Genomic DNA, 26403 nt, shown 5'->3' on the forward strand with positions numbered 1-26403 from the left:
CCACCCGTCACATCCGGAACGGGCCCGGCACGACACGTGCCGCGAGGTGCTTTGTCGACTCCTGACGCATCGTTACGGTCCGGTCACGGTCCCGGCAGCAGTCGTGGCCGTCGCTCCACCGGAAGGTGCACCTGTGTCCCGCTCCCTGGTCCTTCCCCGGCCTGGGATCCTCCCCGCGACGGACGTCTCCCTCGGAAGCGCCCGTCCCGCGGACGACGCCGGCGAGACGACGCACACCCGCCGCCTCCCGCAGCCCCCCGGCAAGCGCGCCCCGCTGTGGCTGGCCGCGCTGATCCTCGGTGCCCTCGTCGCCGGCCTGCCCGGCCTGCTCGGCAGCGGTCCCACCGACGTCGTGGCGTCCGCGGCCGACTACGGGCTCGGGACGGCGTCCGACGTCGGTCTGACCGGCGGGATGGACGACGCCGTGGCCCGCGCCAGCATCACCGAGGCCGAGGCGCAGGCACGGCTCAACGAGCTCGCCGCCTCCCGCGCGGCCCGCGAGCCGAAGACCGTGCTGCCGGTCACCGACTTCCGGCTGACCACCTGCTACTGCATGCGCTGGGGCACCATGCACTGGGGCATCGACATGGCCGCCCCGCTCGGCACGCCCATCTACGCGGCGACCGACGGTGTCGTGCTGAAGGCCGGCCCCGCGTCCGGGTTCGGCAACGCGATCTACATCCAGAACGCCGACGGCGACGTCGAGATCTACGGCCACATGAAGTACTACAACGTGAAGGCCGGGGACGTCGTCCACGCCGGCGACCAGATCGCCAAGGTGGGCAACCAGGGGCAGTCGACCGGCCCGCACCTGCACTTCGAGCTGCACCGCGGCGGGATGACCGGCAAGCCGTTCAACCCGGCTCCCTGGTTCGCCGACCGCGGCATCAGCGTCGGCTGAGGAGCGCTCGGCGCTGGTCTTGCGGTTTTCCTGCTGCTTTCGCGGTCCTGCAGGACCGCAAGAGCTGCAGAAAGACCGCGAGAGTCGCGGGCAGGGCCTGCGTGACGCCTAGAGCTTGACGAGGGGGGCGTAGCGCAGGACGAGGCGCTTGGTGCCGCCGGAGCCGAAGTCGACGGTCGCCTGGGCCTTGTCGCCGACGCCGTTGACCTCGACCACGGTGCCCATCCCGAACGCGTCGTGGCTGACCCGGTCGCCCACCTCGACGGCGATGATCGGCCGGTTGCCCGCGCCGCCGCGCAGCCCGCCGGTCGAGAGCCCGGTCGCGGCGACCCGCTGCTGCGCCGACGAGTACGACGTCGAGATCGGCGCGGCGTCCTTGCGCTCCCAGTGCACCGTGTCGGCCGGCAGCTCGTCGAGGAATCGGGACGGCGGGTTGTAGGCCGGCTGCCCCCAGCTCGTGCGCACCTGCGCCCGCGAGAGGAACAGCCGCTGCTGCGCCCGCGTGATGCCGACGTAGGCCAGCCGCCGCTCCTCCTCGAGCTCCTTGGGGTCGCCGAGGGCCCGCAGGTGCGGGAAGACGCCGTCCTCGAGACCGGTCAGGAACACGACCGGGAACTCCAGCCCCTTGGCGGTGTGCAGGGTCATCAGGGTGACGACGCCGGCGTCGTCACCCGCGACCGGGACCTGGTCGGCGTCGGCCACGAGCGAGACCTGCTCGAGGAAGTCGGTGACCGAGCCCCCGGGGCTGGCCGCCTCGAACTCGGCGGCGACCGAGACGAGCTCGTTGAGGTTGTCGACACGGCCCTCGTCCTGCGGATCGGTCGAGGCCGACAGCTCGGCGAGGTAGCCGGTGCGGTCGAGGATGCTCTCCAGCAGCGCGGCCGGCCCGGAGCCGGTCTCCACCAGCTGCTCGAACTCCTCCAGCAGCGCGACGAACTCCTGGATCGCCTTGAGCGAGCGCGGGGCGAGCGTGTGGATCTCCGAGCAGCGGCGCAGCGCGGTCGCGAACGCGATCCGCTCGCGGTCGGCGAACTGCTCGATGCAGGCCTCGGCCCGGTCGCCGATCCCGCGCTTCGGGGTGTTGATCACCCGCCGGAGGCTGACGACGTCCGCCGGGTTGGCGACCACCTTCAGGTACGCCAGCGCGTCGCGGACCTCCTTGCGCTCGTAGAAGCGCACGCCGCCGACCACCTTGTAGGGCATCCCGACCCGGATGAACACCTCCTCGAAGACGCGGGAGGCGTTGTTGGTCCGGTAGAAGACGGCGATGTCCTTGGGTGCTGCCGTGCCCTCGTCGACCAGCGCGTCGATCTGCTCGGCGACCCACGCGGCCTCGTCGTGCTCGTTGTCGGCGACGTAGCCCTCGATGAGCTCGCCGTCGCCGGCATCGGTCCACAGGTTCTTGGGACGGCGACCGGTGTTCTTCGCGATGACGGTGTTGGCCGCCCGCAGGATCCGCTGGGTGGAGCGGTAGTTCTGCTCCAGCAGGATCGTCGTGGCCTCGGGGTAGTCGCGCTCGAACTCGTCGATGTTGCGGATCGTCGCGCCGCGGAAGGCGTAGATGGACTGGTCGGCGTCGCCGACGACGCACAGCTCGGCCGGCGGCACCGGGCCACCGGGCGGGCCGACCAGCTCGCGGACCAGCACGTACTGCGCGTGGTTGGTGTCCTGGTACTCGTCGACGAGCACGTGCCGGAAGCGGCGGCGGTAGTGCTCGGCGACGTCCGGGAAGGCCTGCAGCAGGTGCGTGGTCGTCATGATCAGGTCGTCGAAGTCCAGCGCGTGCGCCTGGCGCAGCCGCTGCTGGTAGAGCTTGTAGGCCTCGGCCAGCACCTTCTCCGGCGCCGTCGACGGGACGTAGCTCTCCTCGTCGATGAGCTCGTTCTTCAGGTTGGACACCTGGGCGGCGAGGCTGCGGCCGGGGTAGCGCTTGGCGTCGAGGTCGAGGTCGCGGGCGACCATCGTCATCAGCCGCACCGAGTCGCCCTGGTCGTAGATCGTGAACGACGACTTCAGGCCGAGCTTCGACGCCTCGGCGCGCAGGATCCGCACGCACATCGAGTGGAACGTCGACACCCACATCGCGCGGGCGCGCGGACCGACGAGGTTGGCCACGCGCTCCTTCATCTCGCCGGCGGCCTTGTTGGTGAAGGTGATCGCGAGGATCTCGCCGGGCTGCACGTGCCGCGCACCGAGCAGGTAGGCGATGCGGTGGGTGAGCACGCGCGTCTTGCCCGACCCGGCGCCGGCCACGATGAGCAGCGGCCCGCCCTCGTGGACGACGGCGTCGCGCTGCGGGCCGTTCAGGCCGGCGAGCATGCGGTCGAGATCGCGACCCACCGAGCCCGGCGCGGTGCGCTGGAGGGTGGCGGTACCGGGGAGGGCTGACTGGGCGCTGCTCATGACCACATCACTGTAAGCCGGACGGGTGACGGCTCCCGGTCCTCGTGTGACGTCTGTGAACGGTCAGCTCGCGCTGTGGAGATCGGCCAGCAGCTCCCGCAGGCGCGCCGCCCGGTCGGCCATCGAGCCGACCGCCGAGCGGACGCCGGTCACCGAGTCCGACGTCGTCTGGGCCGCCCCCGCGAGACCCCCGGTCGCCTGGGAGATCCCGGCCGCGGTGGCGCTCTGCTCCTCGACCGCCGCGGCGATGGTCGTCTGCTGCTCCTCGAGCTCGGTGATCCGGGCGACGATGTCGGCGATCGCCTCGACCGCGGCCCGGCTGCCGGCCTGGATCGTCTCGATCATCCGGTTGATGTTCGCCGACGCCTCGGCCGTGCCGCTGGCCAGCTCCTTGACCTCGTTGGCGACGACGGCGAAGCCCTTGCCGGCCTCCCCGGCGCGCGCGGCCTCGATCGTGGCGTTGAGCGCCAGGAGGTTCGTCTGCTCGGCGATCGAGATGATCAGCTTCGAGATGCTGCCGATCTCGGCGCTGTAGGCGGAGAGCTTCTCGACGCTGTCGGTCGCCGCCCGCGCCGACGTCACGGCGTTCGCGGTGCTGGTCACCGCCGCCGAGGTGTTCCGGCTGATGTCGTCGATGCTGGCCGTGAGCTGGACGGCGCCGGCGGAGACGGTCCCGGCCTGCGCGGAGCAGCCCTCCGCCGCACCGGCCAGGGTGTCCCCGACGGCGGCGAGCGCGGCGCCGTCGTCGGCGAGCCCGTCGGCCAGCTCCCCCGTCGCCGTGGCGAGCGCGGCGCGGGCGGTGTCGTTGCGCCAGTGGACGACGTAGCCGCCCGGGATCCGGCCGATGCCCAGCTGGGCCACCATCCGCTGGTCGCCCTCGACGACGATCGTCTCGTGCACCGGGAACTGCGTGCGCTCCCGGATCACGCGGCGCAGGGTCCCGCGCAGCTGGTCCAGGCCGCGCTCCCCCAGCATCGCGACGGCGTCGGCCAGCGTCGTCCCGGCGGCCGCGTTGCGGTGGACGATCTCGCCGCGCTCGTCGGTGACGAACAGCGTCACCGGAGCGGCGTCGAGGACCGCCCGGAGCGTGCTCGGGTCGGTGACCAGCGGGGATCCCTCGAGCCGGGAGTGCGGGCGGAGGAAGGAGGGCACGTTCGGGGCTCCTGTGCGACGAGGCCGCGGCGGGTCCTGCGGCCGTTCTCCCATCGGCCTGGGCCGTCCGCTCCTCCAGCGGAGCCGCCGACGTCACATCCTGGCGGCGCGTCCGGCGGCTGTGGCACACTGCTGCCGTGCTGCACACCAGCTCCGTGTTTTTTTACGGTCACCGGGATCCGGTGTCCGTCACTGCTGGCTGAGCGACCACAGCAACCGACGCCCCGGGCCCGAAGAGCCCGGGGCGTTTCTCGTTCCGGGGTCAGACGGCCGAACCGCCCCGGAGGAACCGTTCCGATGAGCACCACCACCGCACCTGATGCCACGGCCCGCATCGGCGAGCTGCGCACCGAGATCGACGCCTGCGACGCCGAGATCATCGAGCTCGTGCAGCGCCGGCTCGCCATCTCCCGCGAGATCGGGCAGCTGCGCGCCGCCGCCGGCGGCACACGCCTCTCCCTCGCCCGCGAGCAGCAGGTCCTGGCGAGGTTCCAGGCCGCGCTCGGGACGGACGGCGCCGCGCTCGGCCTGATGCTGCTGCGCCAGGGGCGCGGCCGCCTCTAGGAGGTCAGCACACCCCGCGGCTCGCGGGCTCCCGCCTGGAGCGGCAGACCGGGCGTGAAGCGGACCACCCGGTCCTTGCCCGCGCGCTTCGCCGCGTACATCGCCGTGTCGGCGCGCACGAGCACCGCGTCCGCCCGGGCCGACGGGTCCTCCGGGCCGAGCACGCACACCCCGGCGCTGGCCCGCACCGGCACCGGAGTCCCGGCGAGGACGACCGGCGTGCGCAGTGCGTCGAGCGCGCGGGTGATGGCGGCCTCGACGTCGTCCGCCGGGTCGAGGAGGACGGCGAACTCGTCCCCGCCCAGCCGGGCGACCGTGTCGGCGGTCCGCAGGGCACCGCGCAACCGGACCGCCACCTCCACCAGCAGCGCGTCGCCGGCGGCGTGGCCGAGGGTGTCGTTGACGACCTTGAAGTCGTCGAGGTCGAGGAAGACCAGCGCGACCGGCCGCGGCTCCCGGCGGTGGACGGCGAGCGCGTGCTCGAGGCGGTCGAGGAACAGCGCGCGGTTGGCCAGCCCGGTCAGGCCGTCGTGGAACGCCTGGTGCCGGAGCAGCGCCTCCCGCTGGACCAGCTCGCGGTTGAGCCGCACGTTCTCGCGCAGGGTGACGTACTGGCGCACCAGGATCAGCCCGATGACGACCACCGAGAGCGACACCGCGACGATGCCGAGCTGCCCGCCGGTGAGCGCGTAGACGAAGGTGGCGACCAGCGCGACGGCGACCGGCAGGTAGGGCAGCAGGTCGGCGCGCAGTTCCGCCGTCGCCTCTCGTTCCGGTGTCTCCGGCACCGCGGTCGGCGTGCGGGCCAGCCCGGCCAGTGCGAGCAGGAGGAAGCCGGCGACCCAGCCGAGGTCGAGCGAGCCGCCGCGGTAGGACATGGTCGCCTGCAGGTAGGCGAAGGCGCTGTCGGAGACGCTCAGCGCGACCAGGCCGGCGCAGACCAGCACCAGCGGCAGGCGGGGGTTGCGGGTCCGGGCGGCGGTCAGCACGGCCAGGACGATGAGGACGACGTCCAGCACCGGGTAGGCGAGGAAGAGCACCCACGTCAGCGGCTCGTCCGGCGTGGTCCGGTCGGCGATCGCGCCGAGCGCGGTCTCCCAGCTCACCAGCCCGACTGCCGCCGAGGTCATGACGGCGTCGGAGGTGCGCCGCCAACGGCCGCGCGCCCCGCCGTCGCTCGGGTAGAGCAGCAGCCCCACCGCGGCGAGCACCGGGAACGCGAGGTAGCCGATGTCGGCGACCGAGGGGAACGGGATGCCCGCGCCGCTGATCTCCTGCTGCGCCCACCAGGCCTGGCCGGCCGCCCAGCACCCGCAGCCGACGGCGAGCACCGTCCACGCGGCGAGCAACCGCCCGGTGGACCGGCGCGCCCGCAGCCCGAGGGTGACGGCGGCGACGGCCGGCGCGACGAACTGCGCCACGTTGGTGACCACCCGCGAGTACAGGTCGCCGGGCAGGGTCAGCGAGGCGATCAGGCAGCCGAGGACGAACAGCCCCGCCGTGCCCGCCGCGACCGGGGGGAGCGCCGCGGCGGCCCCCGATCGCACTCTCCGGTCGACCACGGGGTGTGCCGAAACAGCCACGGTGGGACAGCATGGCGAATCAGCCCCCTCGCCGACCAGGGGTTTCGACGTCCGTTCTCGGGTCGGAACGACGGTGTTCCGGCCCGGGGGGATCCATCCGGAGGAGGAGACGGGGTCCTCCGGACGATGCACTGCGGCCGACCGCGATTCGACTCCTGGAACGACGACGTCCGGTACCGCGCGGGCCAGCCTGGACGGCATGAGCGCATCGCCGCAGGAACCGGGGCCCGACGTCCCGCCGCCGCCCGGCCCTGACCCCGCTGGGACCTCCACCCGACCGCTGCCGCTGCGCCGGTTCCTCAAGCGGCTGCCGGCACTGCCCCTGGACTGATGTCACATCCGGCGCGGCTGCCCCGTCTTTCTGTGCGTCAACCGATGCAGAGAGGACGACGACCATGGCCCGCATCCCGCTCGACCCGCCCCGCAGCCTCGTCTACCGGCTCACCGAGTGGTACTCGCGCCGCAAGTGGGGCGTCGTCGCCGACCCGGCGGCGGCGATGGGGCACAACCCGAAGGTCCTGCTGACCAACGCCCGCTTCGAGATGTCGCTCGACAAGTGGCACCGGCTCGACCCCACCCTCAGGCACCTGGCCGAGATGGCCGCGTCGGTGGCGATCGGCTGCTCCTGGTGCGTCGACTTCGGCTACTGGACCGCCGTGAGCCGGGGCACCGACGAGGCCAAGATCAGGGACGTGCCCCGGTGGCGGGACAGCGACGTCTACACCGACCTCGAGCGGCGGGTCCTGGAGTACACCGAGGCGGCCACCGCCACCCCGCCGACGGTCACCGACGAGATGGTCGAGGGCCTGCGCCGGGATCTGGACGACGCCGCCCTGGTCGAGCTGACCATGATGATCGCCGTGGAGAACCAGCGCTCGCGCTTCAACAGCGCTCTGGGCCTGCACAGCCAGGGCTTCAAGGACCGCTGCGAGATCCCGGCCGCGCGGGTCGCCCCGCTCCGGTCCACCGCGTCATGACCTCCGGCGCCGGCGACGAGCTGCTCGCCGTCTTCGACCGGCACCGGCGGCTGCTGTTCGGGGTGGCCTACCAGATGCTGGGCAGCGTCGCCGACGCCGAAGACACCGTGCAGGACGCGTGGCTGCGCTGGTCGGCGGCCGACCGCGGCGAGGTCGCCGACCCGCGCGCGTTCCTCGTCCGGATCGTCTCCCGCCTGGCGCTGGACCGGCTGCGGTCGGCGCGGGCGCAGCGGGAGACCTACGTCGGCCCGTGGCTGCCCGAGCCCCTGCTGACCGACCCGGTGCCGGGCAGCAGGCCACCGGACCCGGCGGAGTCGGTCGAGCTCGGCGAGGACGTCTCGCTGGCGGTGCTCGTCGTCCTGGAGACGCTGTCGCCGGTGGAGCGGGCGGTCTTCGTGCTGCGCGAGGTGTTCGGCATGGCGTGGTCGGAGGTGGCCGCAGTCCTCGACCGGTCCGAGGCCGCCGTCCGGCAGCTCGGGCACCGGGCGCGCGAGCACGTGCAGGCCCGCCGTCCGCGCTTCGACACCGACCGGCGCGAGACGCAGGAGGTGACCGAGCGCTTCCTCGCGGCGGCGGTCAGCGGGGACGTCGAGAGCCTGCTCGCGGCGATGTCGCCGGGCGTCGTCCTCGTCTCCGACGGCGGCGGCAAGGTCAAGGCGGCGCGGCGGCCGATCTTCGGCGCGGACAAGGTGGCCCGCTTCCTGGCCGCGATCGGACCGGTGGGCGCGGGGCTCGGGCTGCAGGTCGGCCTGGCCGAGGTCAACGGGGCACCGGCGGTCGTGGCGTGGAACGACGAGGGGCCGTACATGGCGCTGCAGCTGGTGCTGGTCGACGGCCTGGTCGAGCAGGTGTTCTACATGGGCAACCCGGACAAGCTGGCCGGGATCGCCGCGGCGGCCGGGCACATAAGCTCCGGCGGGTGACCAATCCGTTCGCCCGACCGACTCAGCCCGCCGAGCACGTGGAGCGCGCGCTCTGCGTGCTCGCCCACCCCGACGACGTCGACTTCGGCAGCGCCGGCACGGTGGCGACCTGGACGGCGGCCGGCACCGAGGTCACCTACTGCATCGTCACCGACGGCGACGCCGGGGGCTTCGACGAGACGCCCCGGCACGAGATGGGCCCGCTGCGCCAGGCCGAGCAGCGGGCCGCCGCGGCCGTCGTCGGCGTCGAGGACGTGCGGTTCCTCGGCTATCCGGACGGGCGGCTGGAGCTCTCGCTCGACCTGCGTCGCGACATCAGCCGGGTGATCCGCCAGGTGCGGCCGCAGCGGGTGCTGACCAGCTCGCCGGAGCGGTTCTGGGACCGGATCGGCGCCAGCCACCCCGACCACATGACGGTCGGTGAGTCGACGCTGCGCGCGGTCTACCCCGACGCCCGCAACCCGTTCGCCTGGCCCGAGCTGCTGGCCGACGAGGGCCTGGAGGCGTGGACGGTGGCGGAGGTGTGGCTGGGCGCCAGCCCGCGCGCCGACCACGCCGTCGACGTCACCGCCGTCGCCGACCGGAAGATCGAGGCCCTGAGCTGCCACAAGTCGCAGGTGGGCCACATGCCCGACCTCGACGGGTTCGTCCGCGGCTGGATGAGCCAGACGGCCCAGCGCTTCGGCCTGGCGGAGGGGCGGCTGGCCGAGGCCTTCCACGTCGTCCACACGGCATGAGCGCCTGGGACGAGCTCGTCGCCGGGGCCGAGGGCGGGCCGGTGAGCCGCGGCAGCATGTTCGGCTCGCAGGGCCTGCGCACGGGCGCGAAGTTCTTCGCGATCTGGTGGCACGAGCAGCTCGTGCTGAAGCTCCCGCCGACCCGGCAGGACGAGCTGGTCGGCGCCGGGCAGGCCGTGCCGTTCGAGCCGATGGACGGCCGCCGGATGAACGGCTGGGTGGTCGTGGACGAGAGCGTCGACCGGCCCCCGCTGGTCGAGGAGGCCCGCGCCTTTGTGGAGTCACAGACGCGCTAGTTCGACCACCGCCTCGACCAGTTGCGGCCCGTCGAGCAGCACCGGGTCGTTGTGGTCGGCGCCGGTCACGGCCAGCAGGCGGTGGAGGTCCGCGGCCGCGGAGGCCACGGCCCGGCTCTGGTCGGGCGGGACGATCGTGTCCGCCGTCCCGAAGACCACCGTCGTCGGCACCCGGACCCGCGCGATCTGCTCCTCCACCGGGTAGCGGTCGCGCAGCAGCAGCCGGACCGGCAGGAACGGGTAGTGCACGCTGCCGACGGCGGCCAGGTCGGTGAACGGCGAGCGCAGCACCAGCCCGGCGGGCGGGTGCTCGGTCGCCAGTTCCGTGACGACGGCGCAGCCCAGGCTCTCGCCGTAGTAGAGCAGCCGCGCCGCCGGCACCTGCTCCAGCAGGAACGCCCGGGCGGCCCGGACGTCGAGCGCCAGCCCCTCCTCGCTGGGGCTGCCGGGGTTCCCGCCGTAGCCGCGGTAGTCGAACAGCAGGACCGAGAGCCCGCGCTCCTGCAGCGCCTCGGCGAGCGGTGCCCGCAGTCCGCGGTTGCCGCCGTTGCCGTCGGCGACCAGCACGGCCGGCGCGGCGTCGTCGCCTGGGAAGAACCACCCCCCGAGCCGCAGGCCGTCGTCGGTGGTCAGCGTGACGTCGCGGGCCCCGGCCGGCGCCGGGCCGGGCGTGCCCTCCGGCAGGTAGACCAGCCGCCGCTGGAACGTCCACAGCAGCCCGGTCACGGCCACGACCACCAGGAGGACGAGGAGCAGCGCACGCCTCACAGCAACCGGTTGGTCGCCGCCCAGCGGGTGAGCTCGTTGCGGTTGGACAACTGCAGCTTGCGCAGCACGTTCGAGGCGTGGGACTCCACGGTCTTCACCGAGATGAACAGCCGCGAGCCGATCTCCCGGTAGGTGTAGCCGCGGGCGAGCAGCTGCATGACCTCGCGCTCGCGGGCGGACAGCAGGTCCAGGCCCGGGTCGGTCGCGGGGTCCTCGGCCGGTGCCGGGGCGGGCCCGGCGGCGGAGAACGCGTCCAGCACGAAGCCGGCCAGCCGGGGGCTGAAGACGACGTCGCCGTCGGCCACCCGGCGGACGGCGGCCTGCAGGTCCGGCCCGGAGATCGTCTTCGTGACGTAGCCGCGGGCGCCGGCGCGGATGACCGCGATGACGTCCTCGGCCGCGTCGGACACCGACAGCGCCAGCCAGCGCACCGACGGCAGCTCGGCCCGCAGCGTCTCGAGCACCGCCCGGCCGCCGCCCCCGGGCAGGTGCACGTCGAGCAGCACGACGTCCGGCACCGTCGTCCGGATGCGCTCGACCGCCTCCGGCACGTCGGCGGCCTCCCCCACGACGGTCACCTCGTCCCCGAGCTCGGCGCGCACGCCGGCCCGGACCATCGCGTGGTCGTCGACGACGAACACGCGCACCGGCTCGCTCACGCGCTGGTCTCCCTCGGCAGCACCAGTTCCACTTCCGTCCCCTCCCCCGGCGCCGACCGGATCGTCGCCGTCCCGCCCAGCCGGGCGAGCCGGCCGCTCACCGAGTCGCGCAGCCCGCGGCGGTCGTCGGGCACGGTCTCGGGGTCGAAGCCCTTGCCGCGGTCGCGGACGAACACCGACACCTTGTCCGGCGTCACCTCGGTGTAGAGGTCCGCCGTCGTCACCCCGGCGTGCTTGGCGACGTTGACCATGGCCTCGCGGGTGGCCGCGCCCAGGGCGGTGAGCGCGTCGTCGAGCGGGGCGTCGCCGACCACCACCGGGTCGACGGTGACCGCGTGGTCGGCCTCGACCTCGGCGACCATCTGCGCGACCAGGCCGGCCCACGTGCCGCCGCTGGCGACCTGCGGCTCGTACAGCCACGTGCGCAGCTCGCGCTCCTGGGAGCGGGCCAGCCGGCCGACCGCCTGCGCGTCGTCGGCGTTGCGCTGGATCAGCGCGAGGGTCTGCAGCACCGAGTCGTGCAGGTGCGCGGCCACCGCGGCGCGCTCCTCGGAGCGGATGCGCGCGGCCCGCTCGGCCTCGCGCGAGTCGAGCAGCCGCCGCCACAGCGGCGCGGTGGCCAGCACGATGCCGACCAGGATCACCAGGGTGGCGGCGAACCCGTTGCGGGCGTTGGCCAGCTGACCGGTGGTGGCCAGCAGCAGGATGACGCCGCCCCCGGCCAGCGCGATGCCGCCGGCCAGCACCCAGCGCACCCCGGGCAGCGACAGCGCCCGGTCGGTGTCGAGCTGGCGCCAGATGACCGCGAGCCCCGCGGCGACCAGCACCAGCGGCAGGACGACGTTGCCGTTGCTGAACGACAGCACCTGCCCGAACAGGATGAGCGCGACCAGGCCCAGCCCGCCGAGCGCGAGCATCTGCCGCGTGCTGCGCGGTCCACCGGGCGCGAGGCTGACCACCGGCTCGGCGCCGGGCTCGGCCACCGGCATGGTCAGCCACAGCAGCCCGTAGAGGACGACGCCGACGCCGAGCGCGGAGAGCACCACGAAGGCGGCGCGGACGACGAGCGGGTCCTGGCGCAGGTGCGCGGCCGTGCCCGCGGCCACGCCGGCCAGCAGGCGCCCTTCACGCGGGCGCGCCAGCGGCGGGCGGGGCTGCGGGGCGGGCGTCGCCCCGGAAGCCGGGGACCCCGCGACAGGGATCTGCACGTTTCCGATCGTCGCACCGCCGGGCCCCGGTGGAACACCGGTGATCACCCGGGTCGGGGAGCTCCCCGAGGACCAGGGTCGGATGGGGGCGTTCCCCGATGGATCCGGGCGGCCGGAGTGCCGACCCTGTGGGCATGACATCCGCACCGCCCCCCGCAGAACCGACGGTGGACCCGTCCTGGGAGCCGCCGACCCCGCCGCCCGGCCCGCCCGTGCGGACCCAGCTGCGCCGCAGCAGCACCGACAGGATGATCGGCGGCGTCTGCGGCGGCCTGGCCGACTACAGCGGGATCGACCCGCTGCTCTGGCGCATCGGCTTCGTCGCCCTGGCGTTCGCCGGCGGCTCCGGCGTCCTGGTCTACCTGCTGCTGTGGCTGCTCATGCCGCACGCCGACCGCGCACCCGTCGAGCGCCGCGCGCCGCTGGACCGCATGGCCGAGCGCCGGGCCGCCGCCGGGCCGCGCTCGCCGATCCCCGGCATCACCCTCGCCGGCCTGCTCATCGTGATCGGCATCCTGGTGCTGATCACCCGGTATTCGACCTGGGACGTCGGCCCCCGCGGCTTCTTCGGTGCCGCGCTGCTGGTCGTCGGCCTGGGGCTGGTGGCCGCCGCGTTCTCCGGCGGACGACGGGCCCGCGGCGGGCTGATCGCGCTCGGGATCATCCTGTCGTTCGGGCTGATCGCGTCGGCGTCCGGGCCGTGGCACTTCGGCGGGGGCGTCGGCGACCGCACCTACCGGCCGGCCACCGCCCAGATGGTCCGCCCGGTGTACGAGCTCGGCGCTGGCGACCTGACCGTCGACCTCAGCAACGTGAACGTCTCCGACCTCGGTGCGCCCATCCGGACGAAGGTCGACCACGGCGTCGGCGACCTCACCGTGGTCGTGCCCGACTCGGCCGACGTCCAGATCAACGTCGACCAGGGCATCGGGAACCTCGACGTGTTCGACTCCGGCGCCACGGACGGCTTCTTCGCGGGCACCGGTTCGGCGGCCTGGACCGACGACGGCCACCCCGAGTTCATCATCACGATCGATTCCGGTGCCGGTGACGTGGAGGTGTCCCGTGCCTGACTACAGCGAGTTCCCGACCACCCCGACCGCGTGGCAGGAGCGGGCCTGGCAGGAGATCGCGCCCCTCCCGGCGGAGGACCCGCCGGTCCAGCCGCGGCCCCGGATCGACCTGGTCGCGCTCGTGCCCGGCGTCGCCTTCATCACGATCGCGATCCTGGTGCTCACCGGGGTGGACGTGCCGATGACGATCTTCCGCGACGGCGGCGTCCTCTGGGCCCTGCTGATCATCGCCGGCGTCGGCCTGCTGCTGCGCGAGGTGCGGCGAGGCCGCAGACGCTGACCACACGGTGCGGAGGTCGAGAGGGCCCGGGGAGCAACCGCTCCCCGGGCCCTCTCTCTCTGCCACGCTGCCGCCGTGACCCGGGTGCTGCTCGTCGCGCTGCTGGCCCTCGCCGGCTGCGGCGGGGGCGCGGCCGCCGGGCCCGACGTGCTCGGCGAGTGGGTGCTCGTGTCCGGCGTACCCCAGCCCAGCGGGGTTCCCGCGACCCTGGTGGTGGAGGACGCGCAGCTGCGCGGGATCTCCTTCTGCAACCACTACGCCGGCAGCTACACCCTCGACGGCGACGTCCTGGCCGTCAGCGGGCTCGGCGGGTCCGACATGGGCTGCGAGCCCGCCGTCATGGCCGCCGAGACCGCCTTCCTGACCGCCCTCGGCAGGGCCGACCGCGTGACGCGGGACGGCGCGGACCTGGTCCTGAGCGGGCCGGAGGGGTCCCTGCGGTTCGCCCGGCAGGCGCCGGTCCCCGACCGCGAGCTCGCCGGGACGACGTGGACCCTCGACACGCTGGTGGACGGCGAGGTCGCCTTGTCGGTGCTGGGCTCACCGACGCTGGAGCTGGCGCCGGACGGGACGGCGACCGGGTCGACCGGCTGCCGCGGGTTCGTCGGCACGTGGTCGGTCGCCGGCGACGTCCTGACGCTCGACGTGACCCGCGACGACATCGGCTGCCCCGCCGACCTGGGCCGCCAGGATGAGCACGTGCTCGCCGTCCTGGACGCGGCGCCGACCTCAGCCATCGACGGCGACCGGCTGACCCTCACCGCCCCCGACGCGCGCGAGCTGGTGTATCGAGCGGAGTGACCAGGACGCGGAATCCGCGCCCTGGCACTCCGCCTACTCCCATTCGATGGTGCCCGGGGGCTTGCTGGTCACGTCGAGGACGACGCGGTTGACCTCGGCGACCTCGTTGGTGATCCGCGTGGAGATCTTCGCCAGCAGGTCGTAGGGCAGGCGGGTCCAGTCGGCGGTCATCGCGTCCTCGCTGGAGACCGGCCGCAGCACGATCGGGTGCCCGTAGGTGCGCCCGTCGCCCTGGACGCCGACCGACCGGACGTCGGCCAGCAGCACCACGGGGCACTGCCAGATCTCGCGGTCCAGCCCGGCGGCGGTCAGCTCGGCCCGGACGATCGCGTCGGCCTTGCGCAGGACGTCGAGCCGCTCCTGGGTGACCTCGCCGACGATCCGGATGCCGAGCCCCGGTCCCGGGAACGGCTGGCGCCAGACCATCGACTCGGGCAGCCCGAGCTGGATGCCGACCTCGCGGACCTCGTCCTTGAACAGCGTCCGCAGCGGCTCGACCAGGGTGAAGGTGAGGTCCTCGGGCAGGCCGCCGACGTTGTGGTGGCTCTTGATGTTCGCCGTCCCCGTGCCGCCGCCGGACTCGACGACGTCGGGGTAGAGCGTGCCCTGCACCAGGAAGTCGACCGTGTCGCCGTGCGCCTTCGCGTCGCCGACGACGTCGAGCGCCGCCTGCTCGAAGACCCGGATGAACTCCCGGCCGATGATCTTGCGCTTCTCCTCGGGGTCGCTGACCCCGGCCAGCGCGCCCAGGAACTGCTCTCGCGCGTCGACCACCCGGAGGTCGACGCCGGTCACGGCGACGAAGTCCCGCTCGATCTGCTCGGTCTCGCCCTCGCGCATCAGGCCGTGGTCGACGTAGACGCAGGTGAGCCGGTCGCCGATCGCCCGCTGCACGAGAGCCGCGGCGACCGCGGAGTCGACCCCGCCGGACAGCGCGCACAGCGCCCGCCCGTCGCCGATCTGCTCCTGTATCCGGGAGACCTGCTCCTCGACGACGTTGGCCATCGTCCACGTGGGCTCCAGGCCGGCGATGTCGAACAGGAAGTGCTCGAGCACCGACTGCCCGTGCGAGGTGTGCCGCACCTCGGGGTGGAACTGGACACCGGCCAACCGCCGGTCGACGTCCTCGAACGCGGCGACGGGCGCACCGGCGGACGTGGCCGTCACGGTGAACCCGGGCGGGGCCTCGGCGACGGCGTCGCCGTGGCTCATCCACACCGACTGCTGCACCGGCAGGTCGCCGAACAGCGCACCGCCGGTGGTGACGGTCAGCGGCGTCCCGCCGTACTCGCGGTCGCCGGTGCGGGCGACCGTGCCGCCGAGGGAGGCCGCCATGGCCTGGAAGCCGTAGCAGATGCCGAAGGCGGGGACGCCGGACTCGAACAGCGTCGCGTCGACCTGCGGCGCACCGGGCGCGTAGACGCTCGACGGGCCGCCGGAGAGCACGATCGCGGCCGGCTTGCGGGCCACGATCTCCTCGGCGGGCGTCGTCGACGGGACGATCTCGGAGTAGACGCCGGCCTCGCGGATCCGCCGCGCGATCAGCTGGGCGTACTGCGCGCCGAAGTCGACGACCAGGACGGTCGGGAAGTCCATGCTCATGACGCGGAACTCAGCCCCCGATGACGAGGTCGACGCGCTGGAACTCCTTGAGGTCGCGGTAGCCGGTCTTGGCCATGGTCCGGCGCAACGCGCCGAACAGGTTGGTCCGGCCGTCGGCCTGCTCGGCCGGGCCGAGCAGCACCTGCTGCAGCGACCCCGCGGGCGGCAGCGGCGCCGAGGCCCCGCCGCGCGGCAGCCGCGGGTGCGCGGCCACCGAGTCCCACCAGACCCCGCCGGCGGGCACCTCGCGGGCGATCCGCAGCGGCTCGCCGAGCTGGACGGCGTCCGCGCCGCAGGCCAGCGCCCGGGCGATGGAGCCGCTGGTCTCGATCCGGCCGTTGGCGATCACGTGCACGTACCGGCCACCGGTCTCGTCGAGGTAGTCGCGGCGGGCGGCCGCGGCGTCGGCGATCGCGCTGGCCAGCGGCACCCGGATGCCCATGATCAGGTCGGTGGTGGAGAAGCTGTCGGCACCCACGCCGACGATCACGCCGGCCGCGCCGGTGCGCATCAGGTGCAGCGCGGTGCGGTAGTCCGCGGCCCCGCCGACGATCACCGGGACGTCGAGGTCGGCGATGAACTCCTTGAGGTTGAGCGCGTCGCCCTGCGTGGTGACGTGCTCGGCGGAGACGACGGTGCCCTGGATGACCAGCAGGTCGACCCCGGCGGACAGCGCCGCGGGCGCCAGCTGCTCGGTGTGCTGGGGCGAGACGCGCACCGCCGTCGTCGCGCCGGCGTCGCGCAGCTCCTTGATGCGGGCGCTGATGAGCTCGGTCTTGACCGGCTCGCAGTACACCTCCTGCAGCAGCGCCGTCGGCGGGCCCTCGGACCCGGCGGCGTCCCGCAGCTTGCGGTAGACGGGGGTCGGGTCCTCGTAGCGGGTCCACAGCCCCTCGGCGTTGAGGACGCCGAGGCCGCCGGCCTTGTCCACGGCGAGCGCCGTCTCGGGGCTGACGACGGCGTCCGACGGGCTGGTGATCAGCGGGATGTCGAACCGGAAGGCGTCGATCTGCCACGCGGTGGAGACGTCGTCGACGTCCCGGGTGCGCCGCGACGGGACGATCGACACCTCGTCGAGGTCGTAGCCGCGGCGAGCGAAGCGGTTGAGGCCGATCTCGGCGGTCTCGCGCACGGGCATGCTCATCGCCCCCGGTAGTTCGGCGCTTCGACGGTCATCTGGATGTCGTGCGGGTGGCTCTCGGTCAGGCCGGCCGAGGTGATGCGGGTCAGCTGGCCGTGCTGCTGCAGGTAGTCGATCGTCGGCGCCCCGGCGTAGCCCATGGAGGCGCGCAGGCCGCCGACGAGCTGGTGGGCGACCCCGGCCAGGGGGCCGCGGTAGGGCACCTGGCCCTCGATGCCCTCGGGGACGAGCTTGTCGTCGGAGAGCACGTCGTCTGCGAAGTACCGGTCGCGGCTGTAGGACTGGTTGCCGCGCTTCTGCATCGCGCCGAGCGAGCCCATGCCGCGGTAGCTCTTGTACTGCTTGCCGTTGACGAAGATCAGCTCGCCGGGGGCCTCCTCGACGCCGGCGAACAGCCCGCCGATCATCACCGTGTCGGCGCCGGCGACCAGGGCCTTGGCGATGTCGCCGGAGTACTGCAGGCCGCCGTCGGCGATCACGGGAACACCGGCCGCCTTGGCCGCCAGCGCCGCCTCGTACACGGCGGTGATCTGGGGGACGCCGACGCCGGCCACGACGCGGGTGGTGCAGATCGAGCCGGGACCGACGCCGACCTTGACCGCGTCCACGCCGGCGTCGATCAGCGCCTGGGCGCCGGACCGGGTGGCCACGTTGCCGCCGACGACGTCGATGCCGTGCTCGCCGCCGAACTCCTGCTTCACCCGCGCGACCATGTCGAGGACGGCGCGCTGGTGGCCGTGGGCGGTGTCGACGATGACCACGTCGACACCGGCGTCGACCAGCAGGCCGGCGCGCTTGTAGGCGTCCTCGCCGACGCCCACCGCGGCGGCGACGACCAGCCGGCCGTCGGCGTCCTTGGTGGCGTTGGGGAACTGGTCGCGCTTGACGAAGTCCTTGACCGTGATCAGCCCGCGCAGCCGGCCGGCCTCGTCGACGATCGGCAGCTTCTCGATCTTGTGCTTCGACAGCAGCTGCAGCGCGGTGTCCGCGTCGACGCCCACGGGTGCGGTGACCAGCGGCATCGGCGTCATGACGTCGCGGACGAGGCGGTTCTGGTCGGTCTCGAAGCGCATGTCCCGGTTGGTGACGATGCCCACGAGGCGGCCCTCGGCGTCGACGACAGGTGCGCCGGAGATCCGGTAACGCGCCGAGAGCGCGTCGACCTCGGCGAGGGTGTTGTCCGGCGAGCAGGTGACCGGGTTGGTCACCATGCCGGCCTCGGAGCGCTTGACCAGGTCGACCTGGCCGGCCTGCTCCTCGGCGGCGAGGTTGCGGTGCAGGACGCCGACGCCGCCGACGCGGGCCATGGCGATCGCCATCCGGGCCTCGGTCACGGTGTCCATGGCGCTGGAGACCAGCGGGACGGCCAGCCGGATCCGGCGGGTCATCCGGGTGCTGGTGTCGACCTCCGCCGGGACGACGTCCGACGCGCCCGGGATGAGCAGGACGTCGTCGTAGGTCAGGCCGAGCGGAGCGAACTTCGCGGGCAGCTCGGGAACACGGTCGTCGGGCTGCATCGTCGGCGGCCACCCCTCCAGGTATCGGGTCCCCGTGCCGGAAGCCGCCCCTGGCCGGGCGCGGGAGGGACCACCCCTGATCGTAGGCGGCGGTGTGGAGGGGGCGGTCTTTCCCCTGTTCGCCCACTACCGTGGGAGCCGTGAGTACGTGGGACGACGCAACCGGGCCCGACTTCGGGCCCGCCGACCGACCGGGTCCGCCGCCGCTGACCATGGAGGAGCGCGCCGGCGTCCTCGACGACCTCGCCGAGCTGGAGGTGTTCCGCACGCTGCTGGAGCCGACCGGCATCAAGGGCATCGTGGTCGACTGCCCCGACTGCGACGAGGAGCACCACGTCGACTGGGCGCTGATGCAGGCCAACCTGCGCCAGCTGCTCGATGAGGGGCAGACCGGCCGGCACGAGCCACCGTTCGACCCGAACCCCGACGACTACGTCAGCTGGGACTACGCCAGCGGGTACGCCGACGGCATCGCCGCTGCCGCGGAGCACGAGGCCGACACCGAGCCCCGCGGCCGCCACGCCCGCGACGACTGATCAAGGACCCCGCTGCCCCCCACCCCTCGCACGCTCGGGGCGGGCCCCTGCAGCGGGGCCGTTCCAGCGGGTCCTGTTACTGCATCATGCCGCGGCGGAAGCCCGTCGCGACGGCCTCGGCGCGGTCCTTGGCGCCGAGCTTGCGGAACAGCCGCCGGGCGTGGGTCTTGATGGTGTCCTCGGACAGGTAGAGCTCACGGCCGATCTGGGCGTTGCTCTTGCCCTGGCTCATGCCGGTGAGCACCTGCATCTCGCGCATCGAGAGCGTGACCGGGGCCAGCTCGCGGACCGTCGAGCGCACCGTGGTCGGCTGCGAGCCGGCCAGCGGGGCCGCGCCGCCCCACGACGGCGCCGGGGCGCCGATGGAGGACAGCTCGCGGGGCGGCGCCGGGGCCGGGATGCGGCCGTCGGCGCGCAGGCCGACGCGGGACAGGCCGAGGCCCATCTCGATCGGCAGGGCGTCCCAGCGGAGGTAGCCGCGGGCGCCCAGCGCGACGGCGGCGCGGACCGTCTCGGCGTCGTCGGGCGCGCCGAGGACGAGCACCGGCAGGTTCGGGTAGGAGCGCAGGGCCTGGGTGGCCACGGTCAGCCCCGAGTCGACGGCGCGCTGCGTGCCGACCAGCAGCACGTCGGGCGTACGCGTGGCGAGCCGCTGCAGCAGCGACTGGGCGTCGCCGACGACCTCGACCCGGCCCACGAAGGGCAGGGCGACCAGCCGCGAGGCGATGTCGTCGCGCACCCGGCGCCGCTCGTCGTACACCCAGACGGTCGTGGCACCCTGGCCCGGACCGCGCATCCGATCGTCGATCACGCCTAGCTCCTCGTTCCCCCGGACGGGTTGCCGGCCGGTCTGGCCGACCGGGCAGCGCCCGGCCGGGTGTCGCTCGGACGGGGAGCCGCGAAGCCCTCCGTCGATCGCTGTCGAGGCGTGCCGCGCCGGGTTCCCCCACCCGGTCGTCGGCACGACCCGAAATCACCTTGATCGACGGTTGCTGTCGGCAACAGCGGCCATCACTCCCGGGGGTGAGGTCGCGCGTTCGGGGAAACGGAGCGAAAATGCGCGCCCCGGGCGTGTTTGACGTCCCGGGACCCCGGGCACCGGGCCCCTTGCAGCCGGACTCCCCCTCCCGGCTCGCGAGACCGAGCCCAGGAGGACGACATGGCTGACATCCGCCGACTCCCGACGCCCGTTGCCGAGGTGTGGGACTGGCAGTTGCACGGCGCCTGCCGCGGCGAGAGCACGTCGCTCTTCTTCCACCCGGACGGCGAACGGGGTCCCGCACGGGCCCGGCGCCAGAACGCGGCCAAGGCCGTGTGCGCCCGCTGCCCGGTCATCGAAGCCTGCCTGAAGCACGCTCTCTCGGTGCGCGAGCCTTACGGGGTCTGGGGCGGCATGAGCGAGGAGGAGCGGGCCCGGCTGATCGCCGCGGAGCCCGCCGCCGTCGCCGCGGGGGTCTAGTTCTCGGTACGTGCGAGAGGGCCGGGTCCGGACGAACTGTCCGGACCCGGCCCTCTTGTGTTGTCAGGCCGTCCTGGTGGCCCCGCTGCAGGGTCCCGCCGCGAGCCTGCGAGCGGCGGGGGGCAGCGGGGTCCTTACCCAGGTCACCTGATCAAACGCTGACGTCAGTGCGAGTGGCCGTGGCCGTGCGAGTGGCCGTGGGTGTGGTGGCCGGCCCCGTGGTCGTGCTCCTCCTCCGGCGCCTCGACGACGGCCGAGTCGGTGGTGAGCACCATCGCCGCGATCGAGGTGGCGTTGGCCAGCGCGGCCTTGGTCACCTTGACCGGGTCGATGACGCCCTGCTCGGCCAGGTCGCCGTACTCGCCGGTGGCGGCGTTGAAGCCCTGCCCCTCGCCGAGCTCGCGGACCTTGCTGACCACGACCGCACCCTCGTAGCCGGCGTTGCTCGCGATCCGGGACAGCGGGGCGTCCAGGGCCAGGCGGACGGCGCGCGCACCAGTCGCCTCGTCACCGGAGAGGTCCAGCCCGTCGATCGCCGCGGCGGCGTGCACCAGCGCGGAGCCACCACCGGGGACGACGCCCTCCTCGACCGCGGCCTTGGTCGCGGCGATGGCGTCCTCGATCCGGTGCTTCTTCTCCTTCATCTCGACCTCGGTGGCCGCACCGACGCGGATGACGCCGATGCCGCCGGCCAGCTTGGCCAGCCGCTCCTGCAGCTTCTCGCGGTCCCAGTCGGAGTCGGTGTTCTCGATCTCGCGGCGGATCTGCGCCACGCGGTCGGCGATGGCGTCCTTGGCGCCGCCGCCGTCCACGATCGTGGTGGTGTCCTTGGAGACGGTCACCCGGCGCGCGGTGCCGAGCACCTCGAGACCGACCGAGTCGAGCTTGAGGCCGACGTCCTCGCTGACCACCTGGCCGCCGGTGACGACGGCGAGGTCCTGCATGAACGCCTTGCGGCGGTCGCCGAAGTACGGCGACTTCACCGCGACGGCGCGGATCGTCTTGCGGATCGAGTTGACGACGAGCGTGGACAGCGCCTCGCCCTCGACGTCCTCGGCGACGATCAGCAGCGGCGAGTTGCCGCGGCCGAGCACCTTCTCCAGCAGCGGCAGCAGGTCGGCCAGCGCGCCGATCTTGCCGCTGACCAGCAGGACGAGCGCGTCCTCGAGGACGGCCTCCTGCGCCTCGGCGTCGGTGACGAAGTACGGCGACAGGTAGCCCTTGTCGAACTGCACGCCCTCGGTCACCTCGAGGTCGGTGTCCATGGTGGTGGACTCCTCGACGGTGATGACGCCGTCCTTGCCCACCTTGTCCATGGCCTCGGCGATCAGGTCGCCGACCTCGGCGTCCTGCGCGGAGACGGTCGCGACGCCGGCGATCGCCGAGCGGTCGTCGACCGGGATGGCGACCTTGTCCAGCACGCCGTGGACGGCGTCGACGGCGGCGCGCATGCCGCGGCCGAGCGCGATCGGGTTGGCGCCGGCGGCCACGTTGCGCAGCCCCTCGTGCACCAGGGCCTGCGCCAGCACCGTCGCGGTGGTGGTGCCATCACCGGCCACGTCGTTGGTCTTGGTGGCGACGTTCTTCGCCAGCTGGGCGCCGAGGTTCTCGTACGGGTCGTCGAGCTCGACCTCGCGGGCGATCGTGACGCCGTCGTTGGTGATGGTCGGGGCACCGAACTTCTTGTCGAGGACGACGTTGCGCCCCCGCGGGCCGAGGGTCACCTTGACCGCGTCGGCCAGCTTGTCGACGCCGCGCTCGAGCGAGCGGCGGGCGTCCTCGTTGAACTTGATGATCTTGGCCATGCCAGACCTCTCGAATGCGTTCGTCTAGGGGTGGAACGAGCGACCGCCCCGGGACCCGGGATGTCGGGCCGCCGGGGCGGTCGGTGTGCTCAGCTGGAGGAGTTCTACTTCTCCACGACGGCGAGCAGGTCGCGGGCCGAGAGGACCAGGTAGTCCTCGCCGCCGTAGCGCACCTCGGTGCCGCCGTACTTCGAGTAGATGACCACGTCACCGACGGAGACGTCGAGCGGGACCCGGTTGCCGTTGTCGTCGATGCGGCCGGGGCCCACGGCGATGACCGTGCCCTCCTGCGGCTTCTCCTTGGCGGTGTCCGGGATGACCAGACCGGAGGCGGTGGTGGTCTCGGCCTCGTTGGCCTGGACCACGACGCGGTCCTCCAGCGGCTTGATGCTGACCTTGGTAGCGGTCGTCACGTCGTGACGCCCCCTTCGCAGATAGCAGGGCTGGTGGATGGTGCTGACGCTGTGGCACGGGAACCGGCGCCCGCCGTCGCGGGGGTCGAGCACCTCGCCCGTGTCGGTTGGCACTCTACCCACGAGAGTGCCAGCCTCTCAACCGGGTCCCCCGACCCGGGGAGGTTCTCGTGAGCGAGGCTGTGCGCGTGCCCGACGACGACCCCGCGCTGTCGAACCTCCGCCTGCTGCGCACGGCCGAGGGGACGGCAGCGGTGCAGCGTGCGGCCGGGCTGTTCGCCGAGGGCGTCGACCTGCTGACCGGGCTGTCCCGGCTGCGCGAGGAGCTCGGCCCGGAGCTCGCCGGGCCGGCCTGGGAGCTGGCCCGGCTGCGGGCCCGCGCGCGGCCGGTCTTCGGCGCCGACGCCGACCTGCTGTTCCTCACCGCGGAGACCCTCGAGCAGGCCGGGCGGCCCGAGCTCGCCGACCGGCGCGCGGCCCGGCTGCTGGCCGACGGCGGCGGCCCGGTGGCCGACCTGGGCTGCGGCGCGGGCACCGACACCGTCGCCCTGGCCCGCCGCGGCGCGTCCGTGGTGGCGATCGACCGCGATCCGGTCGCGCGCGAGCTGACCACCGCCAACGCCGCGGCGCTCGGGGTGGGTTCGCGGGTGCGGGTGGTCGGCGGGGACGTCGTGGACGTCGTCGACCGCGCGGAGAACGGCTGGGTCGCGAGCTGCGCGGCCGCGGTGCTGGACCCGGCCCGCCGCGCCGACGGCCGCCGGCAGCTGGATCCCGACCGCTGGTCACCGCCCTGGTCGACGGTCGCCCGGCTCCTGGAACGGGTCCCCCGCGCGCTGGTCAAGGTGGCGCCCGGCCTCGACCACGAGCGGGTGCCGGACGGCGTGGAGGCGGAGTGGGTCTCCGTGGGCGGCTCGATCGTCGAGGCGCTGCTGTGGGGCACCGGCGTCTCCACCACCTGGCGCCGGACCACGCTGCTGCACGACGGCGGGTTCCTGGAGCTGACCGCCGAGCCGGACCCGGGTACGGCGCCGGCTGGGCCGGTGCGCGGCTGGCTGCACGAGCCGGACCCCGCGGTGATCCGCTCCGGCCTCGTCGCGCTGGTCGCCGCCGACCTGGAGGCGACGCTGGTCGACCCGACGATCGCCTACCTGACCTCCGACGCCACCGCCGGGTCGCCGTGGGTGCGCTCGTTCCGGGTGGACGAGGTCCTGCCGTTCAACCTCAAGAAGCTGCGCGCGCTGCTGCGCACCCGCGGGGTCGGTCGGGTGACCGTGAAGAAGCGCGGCTCGGCGATCGAGCCGGAGTCTCTGGCCCGCCAGCTGCGCGGTCCGGGCCCGGAGTCGGCGGTCGTCGTCGTCACCCGGGTGGCCGGGGCCCCCACGGCGCTGGTCTGCGACGTCAGCGGAGGCTGAGAGCGCAGGTTTCCTGCGCGCTCAGCCTCCGTTCAGCGCGAGACGACGCCGATCGGCAGCGAGCTGTCGGCGCCGAGGTCCGGCTCGGACGGCGTCACGCCCGCCTCGACCAGCCGCGAGCCGAGCGCGGCGACCATCGCGCCGTTGTCCGTGCACAGCCGGGGGCTCGGCACGCGCAGGACGATCCCGGCCGCGGTGCAGCGCTCCTCGGCCAGCGCCCGCAGCCGCGAGTTCGCCGCCACGCCGCCGCCGAGCACGAGGTGGTCGACGCCGGTGTCCCGGCACGCCCGCACCGCCTTCGCGGTCAGCACGTCGGCCACGGCCTCCTGGAACGACGCGGCGACGTCGGCCACCGGCACCGGCTCGCCCGCCCGCTGCCGCGCCTCGATCCAGCGGGCGACCGCCGTCTTCAGGCCGGAGAACGAGAAGTCGTACGGGGCGTCGCGCGGGCCGGTCAGGCCGCGCGGGAAGTCGATGGCGGTCGCGTCGCCCTCGCGGGCCGCCTTGTCGATCGGCGGGCCGCCCGGGAACGGCAGGCCGAGCACGCGGGCGACCTTGTCGAAGGCCTCCCCCGCCGCGTCGTCGATCGTCCGGCCCAGCGACTCCACGTCGCGGGCCAGGTCGGGCACCAGCAGCAGCGAGCTGTGCCCGCCGGAGACCAGCAGCGCGATCGACGGTTCGGCCAGCCGCCCGTGCTGCAGCTCGTCGACCGCCACGTGCGCGGCCAGGTGGTTGACCCCGTAGAGCGGCTTGTCCAGCGCCAGCGCGTAGGCCTTGGCGGCGGCGACGCCGACCAGCAGCGCCCCGGTCAGGCCCGGGCCCGAGGTCACCGCGATCGCGTCGACGTCGTCCGGCGTGACCCCGGCGTCGGCCAGCGCGCGGTGCACCGTGGGGACCATCGCCTCCAGATGCGCCCGCGAGGCGATCTCGGGGACGACGCCGCCGAAGCGCTCGTGCTCCCCCACCGACGTGGCCAGCGCGTCGGCGAGCAGCGTCTGCCCGCGCACCAGCCCGACGCCGGTCTCGTCGCACGACGTCTCGAACCCGAGCACCAGAGGCTCGCTCACAGCTTCTCCCTCTTCATCACCACGGCGTCGGTCCCGCTGGGCTGGTAGTAGCCGCGCCGCCGGCCGATCTCGGCGAACCCGCGCCGCCGGTACAGACCCTGCGCGAGCTCGTTGTCGGCCCGCACCTCGAGCAGGACGACGGGCACGCGCCGCCGGTCGGCCTCCTCGAGCAGCGTGTCGAGCAGCCGCGCCCCGATGCCCTCGCCCTGGCGCTTGCCCGCCACCCCGATGGTCGCGATGTGCGCCTCCTCGGGATAGGCGATCAGCCCGGCGTAGCCGACGACGCGTGGCCTCCCGTCCGGGGACTCGTCCTCGGCCACCAGGTACCAGCGGGTGTCGGTGCGGGCCAGCTCGTCGCGGTACATCGCCGCGGTCCACGTGTCGGGCGCGAAGAGCTCCTCCTCGAGCTCGAGGACCGCGGTCAGGTCGGCCAGCCGCATCGGTCGCAGGCCCACCGTCACGGTTGGGACACCGTCTTGATCGACGCCGGCGGCGTCGCGTCGGGACGGCGCAGGTACAGCGGGGTGAGGGGGCCGGCGGACGACGGATCGGCCAGCTGCGCCGCCGCAGCCTGCAGCAGCCCCGCCGTCGTCACCCGGGCGTCCACGACCTCGGCCCCGAGCCGCTCGGCGAACCGCTCGTCGCCCACGAACGGCCCGCGGGCGGACAGCTCCTCGGGCCGCTCCACACCCGGGCCGTCGACGCGGACGCCCGCGGCGTCGTAGGCGGCCCAGTAGACCTCCTTGCGCCGCGCGTCGGTGACCACGGTGCGCCCACCGTCGCCGATCGCGTCGAGCGAGCAGACGCCGACCGCGGGCAGCCGGCGGGCATCGGCGAGCGTGGCCGCGGTGACGACGCCGACCCGCAGCCCGGTGAACGGGCCCGGGCCCAGCCCCACGACGACCGCATCGAGGTCGCCCATCGCCGTCCCGGCGTCGCCCAGCACCGCACGGATGGCCGGGGTGAGCAGCTCGGCGTGCTTGTTGCCGGAGGGAACGGCCTGCTCGGCGAGCACCTCGACCGTGCCGTCGGCCCAGCGGGCGACCCCGGCGACGAGCGTCGGGGTGGCGGTGTCGAGAGCGAGGACCAGCACGACCGGCCAGGTTACCGACGTGCCGCCGGCCCC

General features: G+C 73.8%; 28 protein-coding genes. 13 read left to right on the forward strand and 15 right to left on the reverse strand.

Annotated features, from left to right (window positions below):
- The first annotated feature begins 133 nt into the window (after positions 1–133).
- The gene (locus GGQ55_RS05055; protein WP_179715410.1) at positions 134–901 is read left to right on the forward strand and encodes a M23 family metallopeptidase; all 768 of its coding nucleotides are present in this window, start codon (positions 134–136) and stop codon (positions 899–901) included.
- Between the two features lie 108 nt (positions 902–1009).
- Here the strand turns inward: GGQ55_RS05055 and pcrA are convergent, their stop codons facing one another.
- Both pcrA and GGQ55_RS05065 read right to left on the reverse strand, forming a co-directional pair.
- Positions 1010–3304, reverse strand: coding sequence for a DNA helicase PcrA (gene pcrA, locus GGQ55_RS05060; protein WP_179715411.1), 2295 nt, complete (start codon positions 3302–3304; stop codon positions 1010–1012).
- 63 nt (positions 3305–3367) lie between these two features.
- Positions 3368–4456: a methyl-accepting chemotaxis protein gene (locus tag GGQ55_RS05065; protein ID WP_179715412.1), complete on the reverse strand. Its 1089-nt coding sequence runs from the start codon at positions 4454–4456 to the stop codon at positions 3368–3370.
- Positions 4457–4753: 297 nt separating this feature from the next.
- Here GGQ55_RS05065 and GGQ55_RS05070 point away from each other — a divergent pair, with 297 nt between their 5' ends.
- The gene (locus GGQ55_RS05070; protein ID WP_179715413.1) at positions 4754–5020 is read left to right on the forward strand and encodes a chorismate mutase; all 267 of its coding nucleotides are present in this window, start codon (positions 4754–4756) and stop codon (positions 5018–5020) included.
- Here GGQ55_RS05070 and GGQ55_RS28215 read toward each other — a convergent pair.
- Positions 5017–6603: a diguanylate cyclase domain-containing protein gene (locus GGQ55_RS28215; RefSeq protein WP_179715414.1), complete on the reverse strand. Its 1587-nt coding sequence runs from the start codon at positions 6601–6603 to the stop codon at positions 5017–5019. The two genes, GGQ55_RS05070 and GGQ55_RS28215, sit on opposite strands and share 4 nt — an antisense overlap.
- A 199-nt stretch (positions 6604–6802) precedes the next feature.
- Between GGQ55_RS28215 and GGQ55_RS27565 the strand changes: the two genes are divergently transcribed.
- The 5 genes from GGQ55_RS27565 (at position 6803) to GGQ55_RS05095 (ending at position 9536) form a co-directional block, all read left to right on the forward strand.
- Positions 6803–6934: a hypothetical protein gene (locus GGQ55_RS27565; protein ID WP_281371287.1), complete on the forward strand. Its 132-nt coding sequence runs from the start codon at positions 6803–6805 to the stop codon at positions 6932–6934.
- A gap of 64 nt (positions 6935–6998) precedes the next feature.
- The gene (locus tag GGQ55_RS05080; protein ID WP_179715415.1) at positions 6999–7580 is read left to right on the forward strand and encodes a carboxymuconolactone decarboxylase family protein; all 582 of its coding nucleotides are present in this window, start codon (positions 6999–7001) and stop codon (positions 7578–7580) included.
- Positions 7577–8503 (forward strand): RNA polymerase sigma factor SigJ, encoded by a 927-nt coding sequence (gene sigJ, locus GGQ55_RS05085; protein ID WP_179715416.1) that lies wholly within the window; start codon positions 7577–7579, stop codon positions 8501–8503. Before GGQ55_RS05080 ends, sigJ begins: the two co-directional genes overlap by 4 nt.
- Complete coding sequence (locus GGQ55_RS05090) at positions 8500–9240, forward strand: PIG-L deacetylase family protein (protein ID WP_179715417.1); 741 nt, start codon at positions 8500–8502, stop codon at positions 9238–9240. Before sigJ ends, GGQ55_RS05090 begins: the two co-directional genes overlap by 4 nt.
- A complete protein-coding gene (locus GGQ55_RS05095; RefSeq protein ID WP_179715418.1) occupies positions 9237–9536 on the forward strand; it encodes a TfoX/Sxy family protein in 300 nt (99 codons plus the stop codon). Before GGQ55_RS05090 ends, GGQ55_RS05095 begins: the two co-directional genes overlap by 4 nt.
- On the opposite strand, the gene GGQ55_RS05100 is transcribed toward GGQ55_RS05095, so the two are convergent.
- Genes GGQ55_RS05100 through GGQ55_RS05110 form a run of 3 tightly spaced genes read right to left on the reverse strand, consistent with a single transcriptional unit; the run spans position 9522 to position 12171 of the window.
- Positions 9522–10304: an alpha/beta hydrolase gene (locus GGQ55_RS05100; protein WP_179715419.1), complete on the reverse strand. Its 783-nt coding sequence runs from the start codon at positions 10302–10304 to the stop codon at positions 9522–9524. The genes GGQ55_RS05095 and GGQ55_RS05100 overlap by 15 nt on opposite strands.
- Positions 10301–10963, reverse strand: a complete 663-nt coding sequence (locus GGQ55_RS28220) for a response regulator (RefSeq protein WP_179715420.1) — start codon at positions 10961–10963, stop codon at positions 10301–10303. Before GGQ55_RS28220 ends, GGQ55_RS05100 begins: the two co-directional genes overlap by 4 nt.
- On the reverse strand, positions 10960–12171 hold the full coding sequence (locus GGQ55_RS05110; RefSeq protein ID WP_366488771.1) for an ATP-binding protein: 1212 nt from the start codon (positions 12169–12171) through the stop codon (positions 10960–10962). The genes GGQ55_RS28220 and GGQ55_RS05110 overlap by 4 nt, the downstream gene beginning before the upstream one ends.
- A 134-nt stretch (positions 12172–12305) precedes the next feature.
- Here GGQ55_RS05110 and GGQ55_RS05115 point away from each other — a divergent pair, with 134 nt between their 5' ends.
- The 3 genes from GGQ55_RS05115 (at position 12306) to GGQ55_RS05125 (ending at position 14325) form a co-directional block, all read left to right on the forward strand.
- A complete protein-coding gene (locus GGQ55_RS05115; RefSeq protein WP_179715422.1) occupies positions 12306–13244 on the forward strand; it encodes a PspC domain-containing protein in 939 nt (312 codons plus the stop codon).
- Positions 13237–13524 (forward strand): hypothetical protein, encoded by a 288-nt coding sequence (locus tag GGQ55_RS05120; protein WP_179715423.1) that lies wholly within the window; start codon positions 13237–13239, stop codon positions 13522–13524. Before GGQ55_RS05115 ends, GGQ55_RS05120 begins: the two co-directional genes overlap by 8 nt.
- A gap of 75 nt (positions 13525–13599) precedes the next feature.
- Positions 13600–14325 carry an META domain-containing protein gene (locus GGQ55_RS05125; protein ID WP_179715424.1) on the forward strand — a complete coding sequence of 242 codons (726 nt, stop codon included), beginning with the start codon at positions 13600–13602 and terminating at the stop codon, positions 14323–14325.
- Positions 14326–14358: 33 nt separating this feature from the next.
- Here GGQ55_RS05125 and guaA read toward each other — a convergent pair whose 3' ends face one another.
- The 3 genes from guaA to guaB are packed head-to-tail and all read right to left on the reverse strand — an operon-like array spanning position 14359 to position 18585.
- On the reverse strand, positions 14359–15927 hold the full coding sequence (gene guaA / locus GGQ55_RS05130; protein ID WP_179715425.1) for a glutamine-hydrolyzing GMP synthase: 1569 nt from the start codon (positions 15925–15927) through the stop codon (positions 14359–14361).
- 10 nt (positions 15928–15937) lie between these two features.
- On the reverse strand, positions 15938–17065 hold the full coding sequence (locus tag GGQ55_RS05135; protein ID WP_218859860.1) for a GuaB3 family IMP dehydrogenase-related protein: 1128 nt from the start codon (positions 17063–17065) through the stop codon (positions 15938–15940).
- A gap of 2 nt (positions 17066–17067) precedes the next feature.
- Positions 17068–18585 (reverse strand): IMP dehydrogenase, encoded by a 1518-nt coding sequence (guaB, locus tag GGQ55_RS05140; protein ID WP_179715427.1) that lies wholly within the window; start codon positions 18583–18585, stop codon positions 17068–17070.
- Positions 18586–18725: 140 nt separating this feature from the next.
- Here guaB and GGQ55_RS05145 point away from each other — a divergent pair, with 140 nt between their 5' ends.
- Entirely contained in the window at positions 18726–19121 is a 396-nt protein-coding gene (locus GGQ55_RS05145) for a DUF5319 family protein (RefSeq protein ID WP_179715428.1), read from the forward strand.
- 76 nt (positions 19122–19197) lie between these two features.
- Here GGQ55_RS05145 and GGQ55_RS05150 read toward each other — a convergent pair whose 3' ends face one another.
- A complete protein-coding gene (locus GGQ55_RS05150) occupies positions 19198–19932 on the reverse strand; it encodes a LuxR C-terminal-related transcriptional regulator (RefSeq protein WP_366488774.1) in 735 nt (244 codons plus the stop codon).
- Between the two features lie 348 nt (positions 19933–20280).
- Between GGQ55_RS05150 and GGQ55_RS05155 the strand changes: the two genes are divergently transcribed.
- Positions 20281–20580 (forward strand): WhiB family transcriptional regulator, encoded by a 300-nt coding sequence (locus tag GGQ55_RS05155; RefSeq protein ID WP_179715429.1) that lies wholly within the window; start codon positions 20281–20283, stop codon positions 20578–20580.
- Between the two features lie 164 nt (positions 20581–20744).
- Here GGQ55_RS05155 and groL read toward each other — a convergent pair whose 3' ends face one another.
- A complete protein-coding gene (groL, locus tag GGQ55_RS05160) occupies positions 20745–22385 on the reverse strand; it encodes a chaperonin GroEL (RefSeq protein WP_179715430.1) in 1641 nt (546 codons plus the stop codon).
- Between the two features lie 104 nt (positions 22386–22489).
- Positions 22490–22798 (reverse strand): co-chaperone GroES, encoded by a 309-nt coding sequence (gene groES / locus GGQ55_RS05165; protein ID WP_179715431.1) that lies wholly within the window; start codon positions 22796–22798, stop codon positions 22490–22492.
- Between the two features lie 170 nt (positions 22799–22968).
- Here groES and GGQ55_RS05170 point away from each other — a divergent pair, with 170 nt between their 5' ends.
- Entirely contained in the window at positions 22969–24210 is a 1242-nt protein-coding gene (locus GGQ55_RS05170) for a THUMP-like domain-containing protein (RefSeq protein WP_366488777.1), read from the forward strand.
- Positions 24211–24242: 32 nt separating this feature from the next.
- On the opposite strand, the gene tsaD is transcribed toward GGQ55_RS05170, so the two are convergent.
- Genes tsaD through tsaB form a run of 3 tightly spaced genes read right to left on the reverse strand, consistent with a single transcriptional unit; the run spans position 24243 to position 26370 of the window.
- Positions 24243–25277, reverse strand: a complete 1035-nt coding sequence (gene tsaD, locus GGQ55_RS05175) for a tRNA (adenosine(37)-N6)-threonylcarbamoyltransferase complex transferase subunit TsaD (RefSeq protein WP_179715432.1) — start codon at positions 25275–25277, stop codon at positions 24243–24245.
- Positions 25274–25738: a ribosomal protein S18-alanine N-acetyltransferase gene (gene rimI, locus GGQ55_RS05180; RefSeq protein ID WP_366488779.1), complete on the reverse strand. Its 465-nt coding sequence runs from the start codon at positions 25736–25738 to the stop codon at positions 25274–25276. Before rimI ends, tsaD begins: the two co-directional genes overlap by 4 nt.
- Positions 25735–26370, reverse strand: coding sequence for a tRNA (adenosine(37)-N6)-threonylcarbamoyltransferase complex dimerization subunit type 1 TsaB (tsaB, locus tag GGQ55_RS05185; RefSeq protein WP_179715433.1), 636 nt, complete (start codon positions 26368–26370; stop codon positions 25735–25737). Before tsaB ends, rimI begins: the two co-directional genes overlap by 4 nt.
- Positions 26371–26403 lie beyond the last annotated feature (33 nt).

It is taken from the genome of Petropleomorpha daqingensis (genome assembly GCF_013408985.1).
GTDB lineage: Bacteria > Actinomycetota > Actinomycetes > Mycobacteriales > Geodermatophilaceae > Petropleomorpha > Petropleomorpha daqingensis.